The organism is Vibrio sp. A8-1 (assembly GCF_013048685.1).
In the GTDB taxonomy this organism is placed as follows: domain Bacteria; phylum Pseudomonadota; class Gammaproteobacteria; order Enterobacterales; family Vibrionaceae; genus Vibrio; species Vibrio metschnikovii.
Genome location: NZ_VHTC01000054.1, coordinates 1 through 8,693 on the forward strand (window position 1 = coordinate 1; position 8,693 = coordinate 8,693).

Here is an 8,693-nt window from a genome sequence, read left to right on the forward strand (position 1 = left end):
ACATAACAAAGCATTCAAGAGGGACAGTCAACGCTTGGCAGTTTTGGTTTGGTTGAGCATTTGAGGTTACGGCTGGCTAGTTTGAGTTTAGTTGTTTGCGTTGCCTGCCCCTTAATGCGGCGTTATGTGCTTCAAGGATGAACAATATGAATTACGATGAATTTAATGAATTTTGCGGCTCTTTCCCCGCTACTAGTCATGTTGTTCAATGGGGCAATTCTGATGTATGGAAAGTAGGCAATAAGGTATTTGCGGTCGGAGGTTGGAGCTCTGACGGGAAATCGGCATTTACTTTTAAGGTGTCAGACCTGAACTTTGATTTTCTGAGTAATTGTGATGGTTACAGACCAGCACCATATTTTGCTAATCGAGGAATGAAATGGATTCAGCAAACTGAAACGGGAAGTCGCCTTGATGATGAGTTACGTTATTATCTATCTGAATCCTATAGAATTGTTTCAAGTGGTTTAAGTAAAAAGAAGCAGGCTGAATTAGGGATTCTGTGTCAATCTGAAACACGCACATAACAAAGCGTTCAAGAGGGATTCGCAACGCGTAGCATTTTCGTTATGCGTTGATTTTATTGGTTTTTAGTGCAATGCGGTTAGCTGGCAGTTGCGTTGCTCACCCCTTAACGCGACGTTAAATGCTTTCAGATGTACGCGAAAATCTGAGTATGTGACCTTTAAATTTTTGCTCTAAATAATCGGTATTGTCTGGTCTTATGTGATCACTCGTAAATCCATATTCACTCATTTTCGAGCTAAGTTTATTTTTCCGACCTCGGTCTGGGTCAACAATAATAATATCGCATGTCGGATTAGCATGAGTTTGAATGAACTGAGCCAACAATGAGATGTGTTGGTCTTCATATAAAAGGTCGCTACCAATGATTAAATCAAAAAGGCCGAGTTGACTGCTCGCATCTGCCCAATCGACACGTTCGAAAGCAATTTTTTTCCGATTATTCAGTTGAGTGTTTCTGTCTAGGAATGTTTCAACTTCAGGATGATAATCCGTGGCGGTGATGTTTGCCATTTGCTCATTCAGAAGTAGGCTTGATAATCCAATGCCACAACCGACTTCAAGAATTCGTTTGTTATTGGTATCTAAGTTAAGAACATGGTGTGCTAGAACTAAGCTGGATGGCCAAACAATCCCGAAAATTGGCCATGAAGCAGAAGAGATACCTAAATTTTGTGCCGTATTTTTAGGGTCGCTAAACTGTTGTTTATCACGTAAAGTGCATAGATGTATATCATTGTTTCCAATGACAATAGTTTGGTAACGAATACGAAGTGTAGTTGTCATAATGGTTCTTGGTTAGGTAGTAAAGCTAAGCCAAATACTAATAATCCATAGATGACGAAACAAAAAGTGTGATAAAGGTTAAAGCAATTTGAGTTTAGTGCAAGGCATTTAACAAAGCGTTCAAGAGGGATTCGCAACGCGTGGCATTTTCATTATGCGTTGATTTTATTAGTTTTTAGTGCAATGCGGTAAGTTAGTCGTTGCGTGCTCACCCCTTAACGCGGCGTTATGCTTTATTGAACCTCAGCAAAATCAATATATAAATTTTAATGGGAAAACTCAGTCTGATTTAGAAGTTTTCCTATTCTAATTTATTGATATTATTAGTTTATTGTTCTTTTTTGTGGCTATTGAAAGTTGAACGATGCTTTTGTGTTTTTGTCGGCTTTTACTCTGATAAATTGTGTACGCAAAAGGTTCGATTGTCGCTGAAAGGTCTCTTTCTTTGTTGTTGCTTGTCCATTGATTCCACCGGCTATTTCGCTTCAGCATGTTTGGGCTCATGAACTTGCTGACAGTGTTTGGTTAGCGCAAGTTTATCGATGCTTTTGCGCTTTTTTCCGGCTTTACTCTGATAAATTGTGTGCGTAAAAGGTTCGATTGTTGCTGAACGGTCTCTTCCTTTGACGTTGTTTGCTCCTTGATTCCGCAGGCTAATTCGCTTCAACTTGTTTCGGATCTTATCGACAACAATGATTGCTGAAAGTAGGCTGGTTTTTCATTTTGAGTTAAAGTGGTTTTAACCAATGAACATTGTAAAAGTTCAATGTAATCAATGGGTAATAAAGCATAACAAACGCTTCAAGAGGGACTTCCAACGCGCGGCATTTTTATTATGCGTTGATTTTTGTGGTTACGGTGTTATGCGGAAAGTTGGTAGTAGCGTTGTCAGCCCCTTAAGCGGGCGTTATGTTTACTCGGCTAAAGTTCAAATCGGAGAATGTTGTGAATTTAGAAAGTATTCATCATGTAGCGATTATTTGCTCAGATTATCAACGATCTAAGTCATTTTATACGGAAATATTAGGCCTTAAGATCCTTGCCGAAAATTATCGAGAAAGCCGAGATTCATATAAATTAGATTTAGCATTACCAAATGGTGGACAAATTGAGCTGTTTTCTTTTCCAGAGCCACCGCCTAGATTAAGTAATCCAGAAGCTCAAGGTTTAAGGCATTTGGCGTTTGTTGTTCAGTAGAATCGACAGCTAACGAGTTACAATCATACGGAATTGATGTTGAGCCAATTCGAGTTGATGAATTTACAGGTAAACGATTCACCTTTTTTAAAGATCCAGATGGTTTACCCTTAGAGTTGTACGAAAAATAAACATAACAAGGCGTTCAAGAGGGATTTGCAACGCGTGGCATTTTCATTATGCGTTGATTTTATTAGTTTTTAGTGCAATGCGGTAAGTTAATCGTTGCGTTGCTCACCCCTTAACGCGGCGTTATGTGAAATAGGGAGATACAGTAGTGGATCGAATTGATAAGTATGCAGGGATAAGCTTCTGGGGTGTTTTTATTATTGCTGCTTTCATCAAGGTATTATCATTAGACGTTATGATAATTAACTTATTAAAAACGTTAGTTATTCTGGCTTTGGTTCACATGCTTTTGTATTCATTCTATGTGTCTTTTACCGCTAAAAAAACGTCGCATAAGATCGGCCTGACTGCGTTTTCAATTATTTTTCCAATAGCTTCAGGCTTCATGTTGTACTTTTTTAAACAGGTCTTAAAAATTGGTGCTCGATAGTTGGGTTTTCACATAACAAACGCCTCAAGAGGGACTGTCAACGCGTGGCGTTTCCAGTCCCATTGAGCCGCGGTGGTTACGGTTGTTGTGTTTGAGTTTAGTGGTAATGCGTTGTCAGCCCCTTAGGCGGGCGTTATGCTTTATTGAGCCTCAGCAAAATCAATATATAAATTTTAATGGGAAAACTTAGTCTGATTTAGAGTTTTTCCATTCTAATCAATTGATAATATGAGTTTATTGTCCTTTTTGGTGGCTATTGAAAATTGAACGATGCTTGTGCTTTTTCGGCCAACTCTGCTCTGATAAATTGTGTGTGCAAAAGGTTCGATTGTCGCTGAAAAGTCTCTTTCTTTGTTGTTGCTTGTTCATTGATTCCACCGGCTATTTCGCTTCAGCATGTTTGGGATCTCATTGGCTTCTTACTTGCTGACAGTGTTTGGTTAGCGCAAGTTTATCGATGCTTTTGCGCTTTTTTCCGACTCTGCTCTGATAAATTGTGTACGCAAAAGGTTCGATTGTTGCTGAAAGGTCTCTTCCTTTGGTGTTGTTTGCTCATTGATTCCACAGGCTAATTCGCTTCAACTTGTTTGGGATCTTATCGGTAACAATGCTTGCTGAAAGTAGGCAAGTTTATCATTTTGAGTTAAAGTGGCCTTAACCAATAATCTTTTAAAAAGTTCAATATAATCAATAATTAATAAAGCATAACAAACACTTCAAGAGGGACTTCCAACGCGCAGCATTTTCATTATGCGTTGGCTTAAGTGATTACGGTGTTGTGCAGAAACTTGGTAGTCGCGTTGTCAGCCCCTTAAGTGGGCGTTAGGAGATTCCATGATTTCATTTCAGCGAACAGACAATTTATCATCTTCAGCTCAGATTACTTATGAAAATATGCGTTCATATTACGAGCACTATGCTGTTGATTGGGATTGTTCAAAAATTGAAGAACAAATCAGTGATTTGGTCAATTTCGACATATTGTTGAAAGGCGAGGTTGTCGGTGCCATACGATTAGCATTTGATAATGATGGTTGTTATATCCGTGATTTACAGGTTAACCATAATCATCAAAATAAAGGGTTTGGGGCAGCAGCTCTCGCTGAATGTGAACGTTTAGCAATTAATTCGGGTGCAAATCGTCTTAGATTGCGGGTATTTAAAATCAGTCCAGCTTACCACCTTTATGATAGGTCAGGTTTTGTTGTCGATAGTGAAGATGACAGGTTTTACAGCATGTCGAGAACAATCTCCTAACAAGGCGTTAAAGAGGGATTCGCAACGCGCGGCATTTTCGTTATGCGTTGATTTTATTAGTTTTTAGTGCGATGCGGAAGGTTAGTCGTTGCGTTGCTCACCCCTTAACGCGGCGTTATGTAACAAGGAAGGTTCAGTGGAAAAAATATTTTCAGATCGTTTAGTGATGTCTCCGATATCAGAAGCGGACTGGCCTCTATTTCAAATTCTTCATACCGATCCAAAGGTTATTTCACTTTGCTTCGATGAGCCGACGTTGTTGGAAATTCAGTCTAAATTTCGTTCTAGGCTTGAACCATGGACACTAGATTCTAACCATTGGTGCTGTTTGGTTGTTTCCGAATTAGAAACGGGTATCAAAGTAGGTATAACAGGTTATTGCATCCAGAATGGAGCGGTTGAAGTTGGTTTCATGTTTTTAACTCACTTCCATGGTCGAGGTTATGCGACTGAATCATTACGAGCTTTAGTTGAATATTCCCGAAAGTATTTTGGTCTAAAAAATTTCTCCGCTGTGGTTACAGAAGGTAATCTTGGTTCAGAAAAAGTGTTAATCAAAAGTGGATTCACATTACATAGTGTGATTCCTGATGCTTATGAAATTGGTGGTCAAATGTATGCTGACCACATATACATGATGGAAAATATTGTTACATAACAAAGCGTTCAAGAGGGATTCGCAACGCGCAGCATTTTCATTATGCGTTGATTTTATTAGTTTTTAGTGCAATGCGGTTAGTTGGTAGTTGCGTTACTCACCCCTTAACGCGGCGTTATGCTTTATTGAGCCTCAGCAAAATCAATATATAAATTTTAATGGGAAAACTTAGTCTGATTTAGAAATTTTCGTATTCTAATTCATTGATATTATGAGTTTATTGTTCTTTTTGGTGGCGATTAAAAGTTGAACGATGCTTGTGTTTTGTCGGCCAACTCTGCTCTGATAAATTGTGTACGCAAAAGGTTCGATTGTTGCTGAAAGGTCTTTTCCTTTGATGTTGTTTGCTCCTTGATTCCGCAGGCTAATTCGCTTCAACTTGTTTGGGATCTTATCGACAACAATGATTGCTGAAAGTAGGCTGGTTTGTCATTTTGAGTTAAACTGCTGCGAACAAATGAATTTTGTAAAAGTTCAATGTAATCAATAAGTAATAAAGCATAACAAACGCTTCAAGAGGGACTTCCAACGCGTGGCATTTTTATTGTGCGTTGATTTCGGTGGTTACGGTGTTATGCGGAAACTTGATAGTAGCGTTGTCAGCCCCTTAAGCGGGCGTTATGCTTTATTGAACCTCAGCAAAATCAATATATAAATTTTAATGGGAAAACTCAGTCTGATTTAGAAGTTTTACTATTCTAATTTATTGATATTATTAGTTTATTGTTCTTTTTTGTGGCTGTTGAAAGTTGAACGATGCTTTTGTGTTTTTGTCGGCTTTTACTCTGATAAATTGTGTACGCAAAAGATTCAACTGTTGCTGAAAAGTCTCTTCCTTTGATGTTGTTTGCTCCTTGATTCCGCAGGCTATTTCGCTTCAACTTATTTGGGATCTTATCGGCACCAATGATTGCTGAAAGTAGGCAAGTTTATCATTTTGAGTTAAAGTGGTTTTAACCAATGAACATTGTAAAAGTTCAATGTAATCAATGGGTAATAAAGCATAACAAACGCTTCAAGAGGGACTTCCAACGCGCGGCATTTTTATTATGCGTTGGCTTAAGTGATTACGGTGTTATGCGGAAAGTTGGTAGTAGCGTTGTCAGCCCCTTAAGCGGGCGTTATGTGCCACTAAGGTTCATCAGAACAAATCACTATGAGAGCCAATTCTAGCTAATTGGAGCTGGCCATCAAAAATGCGATAAATGAGCACTAGATCTGGTTTAACGTGGCAGTCACGGAATCCAACCCATCCGCCAGTTAGAGGGTGATCAACATTTTTAGGGTCGAGTTTTTCGCCTCTTTGCAGCTTTGATATGATGTTGCCGACTTCAATGATGTCCGAAATCGGCATTTTTGTGATTTTTTTGAAGTCTTTTTTGAATTGTGTTGAGTATTCTAAGCTATACATTTTTAACTTTGCCTTCAGTTAACTCAGTAAGCATAGCGTCAACAGATTCTGCTTTATGCCCATGACCTTGAACGAGTTCATTCATTGCAGAAATCGTTGTTTCATTTGGTTGAGGCACACGTAAGTCAAATGGAATACCACCATGATTAATCACGGCTTTTGCAAAAATTTTAATAGCTTGTGATGTACTAAGACCCATTTCGTCACAGATGCTAGTAAAAGCAACTTTGGTATCATGGTCTATACGAGTACTTAGCATTTCTGTTCTCATAACAGCACCTTTAGTTGTACAATGTATTACATAGTTAAACTTTAGTATAATGGCACATAACAAACGCTTCAAGAGGGACTTCCAACGCGTGGCATTTTTACTGTGCGTTGATTTCGGTGGTTTCAGTGTTATGCGGAAACTTGGTAGTAGCGTTGTCAGCCCCTTAAGCGGGCGTTATGGTGCTCTATAGATTTAAGTACAGCAATAGGAAAGGAATTTTGTACGAATGATACGTAACTTTTATACATGCGACAAAGAAGTTGACCACAATAGCCATGATGGTGAAGGTTCAATCGATATTTATCGTGCATTTAGGCGTAAAGATTTTGATGGTGCTTGGGATTTTGCAATTCGCGTTGTCATGCCACCGGGAAGTTCTATGGGAGAGCATACTCATGGAGATGATGAAGAAATGTACATTATTTTGAAAGGTGAAGGGACAATGATCATTGAAGGTGAAGAAAAGAAAGTATCTTCAGGTGATATGATCGTAAATCAGCGTTTTGGTACTCATAGTTTAGTGAATACCTCAGAACAAGAAATCGAGTTGCTTATTATCCAAGCAAGTCTTAAATAAATCACCATAACAAGGCGTTCAAGAGGGATTCGCAACGCGTGGTATTTTCGTTATACATTGATTTTATTAGTTTTTAGTGCAATGCGGTGAGTTGGTAGTTGCGTTGCTCACCCCTTAACGCGGCGTTAGGCGTCATTTGAGATCGAGGTAACATGTTAATTATTGAGAAATATAATAAAAGTCGTGATGCTGAAGTTGAAAAATTACGAGTAAAACCCGAGCAAGTTCAGTTCACAGTCGATAAGCTTGGTGAATTCATCTTATCTTTAAAAGAAGATGAACATCCTCATTTGATCATCGAAAATGATCAAGTTGTTGGTTTTTTCGTCTTAGATCTATCTTATTCTGACGCTTATAGTTTTAGTGCTCCAACAGCGCTAGGCGTTCGAGCTTTGCTGATTGATCATAATCATCAAGGTTTAGGTGTTGCGAGTAGAGCGATGAATTTGTTACCAAGCTATGTTGCTTCAACCTATCCAGAGTTTGAACGGTTACAATTGACAGTAAATTGCCGTAATAAAGCCGCGTACAATTGTTATCTTAAATGTGGTTTTGAAGACACAGGGAATTTGTATTTAGGTGGTCCAGCTGGTCCTCAACATATAATGCAGAGAACGGCCGCCTAACAAAGCATTTAAGAGGGACAGCCAACGCGTGGCATTTTTATTATGCGTTGGTTTTTGTGGGTACGATGTTATGCGGAAACTTGGTAGTAGCGTTGTCTGCCCCTTAATGCGGCGTTATAAGCAAATTCAGCCCCAGAGGATGAAAAATGGAAATCGAGTACAAAGTAAACCATCCAATCTCAGTTGAACAATTCGTGAGTTTACTTAAGAAAACTTCATTAGGTGAGCGTCGTCCTTTGGATAATGAGTCAACTATTCAGGGTATGCTCGACAACTCTAATTTAATTGTGACCGCATGGCTGAACGATCAACTTGTCGGTGTGGCTCGCTCAGTGACAGATTTTCATTATTGTTGCTATCTGTCTGATTTAGCCGTTGATGAAAGCGTTCAATCCAATGGTATAGGTAAATATCTGATCTTAGTGACCAAAGAAGAGTTGAGCCCAAGTTGTAAATTGGTTTTACTGTCAGCGCCGAAAGCGCAAGGTTATTATCCGAAAATTGGTTTTGAAGCTCATAATAGTGCATGGGTTTTATCTAGTTCTGAGCAATTGAACATCAATTAAATCAAGGTGTTATTTGCTTATAACAAAGCGTTCAAGAGGGACAGCCAACGCGTGGCATTTTTATTATGCGTTGGTTTTTGTGGTTACGGTGTTATGCGGAAAGTTGGTAGTAGCGTCGGCTGCCCCTTAACGCGGCGTTATGCATATCGCAAAAATTTAACTTCGGTGGTCTAGGGAATAAATAAAATGTTACTCAAAGAAGTCATTGCTATAAATTATAAAAGTGCTCAAAAAACGGCACTTGAAATTAAGTCCGTTTC

At 38.9% G+C, this 8,693-nt stretch carries 10 protein-coding genes and 1 pseudogene; 8 read left to right on the forward strand and 3 right to left on the reverse strand.

Features of this window, described 5'->3' with window-relative positions:
- Positions 1–146 precede the first annotated feature (146 nt).
- Positions 147–527, forward strand: a complete 381-nt coding sequence (locus tag FKN93_RS16450) for an MmcQ/YjbR family DNA-binding protein (protein WP_170905673.1) — start codon at positions 147–149, stop codon at positions 525–527.
- A gap of 115 nt (positions 528–642) precedes the next feature.
- Here FKN93_RS16450 and FKN93_RS16455 read toward each other — a convergent pair whose 3' ends face one another.
- A complete protein-coding gene (locus FKN93_RS16455) occupies positions 643–1,311 on the reverse strand; it encodes a methyltransferase domain-containing protein (RefSeq protein ID WP_170905674.1) in 669 nt (222 codons plus the stop codon).
- Positions 1,312–2,220: 909 nt separating this feature from the next.
- Here FKN93_RS16455 and FKN93_RS16465 point away from each other — a divergent pair.
- The 4 genes and pseudogenes from FKN93_RS16465 (at position 2,221) to FKN93_RS16480 (ending at position 4,982) form a co-directional block, all read left to right on the forward strand.
- Positions 2,221–2,639: pseudogene (locus FKN93_RS16465) on the forward strand (VOC family protein).
- A gap of 146 nt (positions 2,640–2,785) precedes the next feature.
- On the forward strand, positions 2,786–3,067 hold the full coding sequence (locus FKN93_RS16470) for a hypothetical protein (RefSeq protein WP_170905675.1): 282 nt from the start codon (positions 2,786–2,788) through the stop codon (positions 3,065–3,067).
- Between the two features lie 834 nt (positions 3,068–3,901).
- Positions 3,902–4,324, forward strand: a complete 423-nt coding sequence (locus FKN93_RS16475) for a GNAT family N-acetyltransferase (protein ID WP_158145094.1) — start codon at positions 3,902–3,904, stop codon at positions 4,322–4,324.
- Between the two features lie 166 nt (positions 4,325–4,490).
- A complete protein-coding gene (locus tag FKN93_RS16480) occupies positions 4,491–4,982 on the forward strand; it encodes a GNAT family N-acetyltransferase (RefSeq protein ID WP_170905680.1) in 492 nt (163 codons plus the stop codon).
- Positions 4,983–6,123: 1,141 nt separating this feature from the next.
- Here the strand turns inward: FKN93_RS16480 and FKN93_RS16485 are convergent.
- Both FKN93_RS16485 and FKN93_RS16490 read right to left on the reverse strand, forming a co-directional pair.
- Positions 6,124–6,393 carry a type II toxin-antitoxin system YafQ family toxin gene (locus tag FKN93_RS16485; RefSeq protein WP_039428600.1) on the reverse strand — a complete coding sequence of 90 codons (270 nt, stop codon included), beginning with the start codon at positions 6,391–6,393 and terminating at the stop codon, positions 6,124–6,126.
- Positions 6,386–6,664 carry a type II toxin-antitoxin system RelB/DinJ family antitoxin gene (locus FKN93_RS16490; RefSeq protein WP_032480862.1) on the reverse strand — a complete coding sequence of 93 codons (279 nt, stop codon included), beginning with the start codon at positions 6,662–6,664 and terminating at the stop codon, positions 6,386–6,388. The genes FKN93_RS16485 and FKN93_RS16490 overlap by 8 nt, the downstream gene beginning before the upstream one ends.
- A 226-nt stretch (positions 6,665–6,890) precedes the next feature.
- Between FKN93_RS16490 and FKN93_RS16500 the strand changes: the two genes are divergently transcribed.
- The 3 genes from FKN93_RS16500 (at position 6,891) to FKN93_RS16515 (ending at position 8,433) form a co-directional block, all read left to right on the forward strand.
- Positions 6,891–7,241 carry a cupin domain-containing protein gene (locus FKN93_RS16500; RefSeq protein ID WP_158145088.1) on the forward strand — a complete coding sequence of 117 codons (351 nt, stop codon included), beginning with the start codon at positions 6,891–6,893 and terminating at the stop codon, positions 7,239–7,241.
- A 152-nt stretch (positions 7,242–7,393) separates the two neighbouring features.
- Entirely contained in the window at positions 7,394–7,867 is a 474-nt protein-coding gene (locus FKN93_RS16505) for a GNAT family N-acetyltransferase (RefSeq protein ID WP_170905677.1), read from the forward strand.
- 146 nt (positions 7,868–8,013) lie between these two features.
- Positions 8,014–8,433 carry a GNAT family N-acetyltransferase gene (locus FKN93_RS16515; RefSeq protein WP_064626929.1) on the forward strand — a complete coding sequence of 140 codons (420 nt, stop codon included), beginning with the start codon at positions 8,014–8,016 and terminating at the stop codon, positions 8,431–8,433.
- The last annotated feature ends 260 nt before the right edge of the window (positions 8,434–8,693 follow it).

Coding starts and splice junctions, on each gene's coding strand:
- FKN93_RS16485 (WP_039428600.1), bottom strand. CDS start 6,393: ATGTATAGCTTAGAATACTCAACACAATTCAAAAAAGACTTCAAAAAA.
- FKN93_RS16500 (WP_158145088.1), top strand. CDS start 6,891: ATGATACGTAACTTTTATACATGCGACAAAGAAGTTGACCACAATAGC.
- FKN93_RS16450 (WP_170905673.1), top strand. CDS start 147: ATGAATTACGATGAATTTAATGAATTTTGCGGCTCTTTCCCCGCTACT.
- FKN93_RS16490 (WP_032480862.1), bottom strand. CDS start 6,664: ATGAGAACAGAAATGCTAAGTACTCGTATAGACCATGATACCAAAGTT.
- FKN93_RS16475 (WP_158145094.1), top strand. CDS start 3,902: ATGATTTCATTTCAGCGAACAGACAATTTATCATCTTCAGCTCAGATT.
- FKN93_RS16505 (WP_170905677.1), top strand. CDS start 7,394: ATGTTAATTATTGAGAAATATAATAAAAGTCGTGATGCTGAAGTTGAA.
- FKN93_RS16455 (WP_170905674.1), bottom strand. CDS start 1,311: ATGACAACTACACTTCGTATTCGTTACCAAACTATTGTCATTGGAAAC.
- FKN93_RS16480 (WP_170905680.1), top strand. CDS start 4,491: ATGTCTCCGATATCAGAAGCGGACTGGCCTCTATTTCAAATTCTTCAT.
- FKN93_RS16515 (WP_064626929.1), top strand. CDS start 8,014: ATGGAAATCGAGTACAAAGTAAACCATCCAATCTCAGTTGAACAATTC.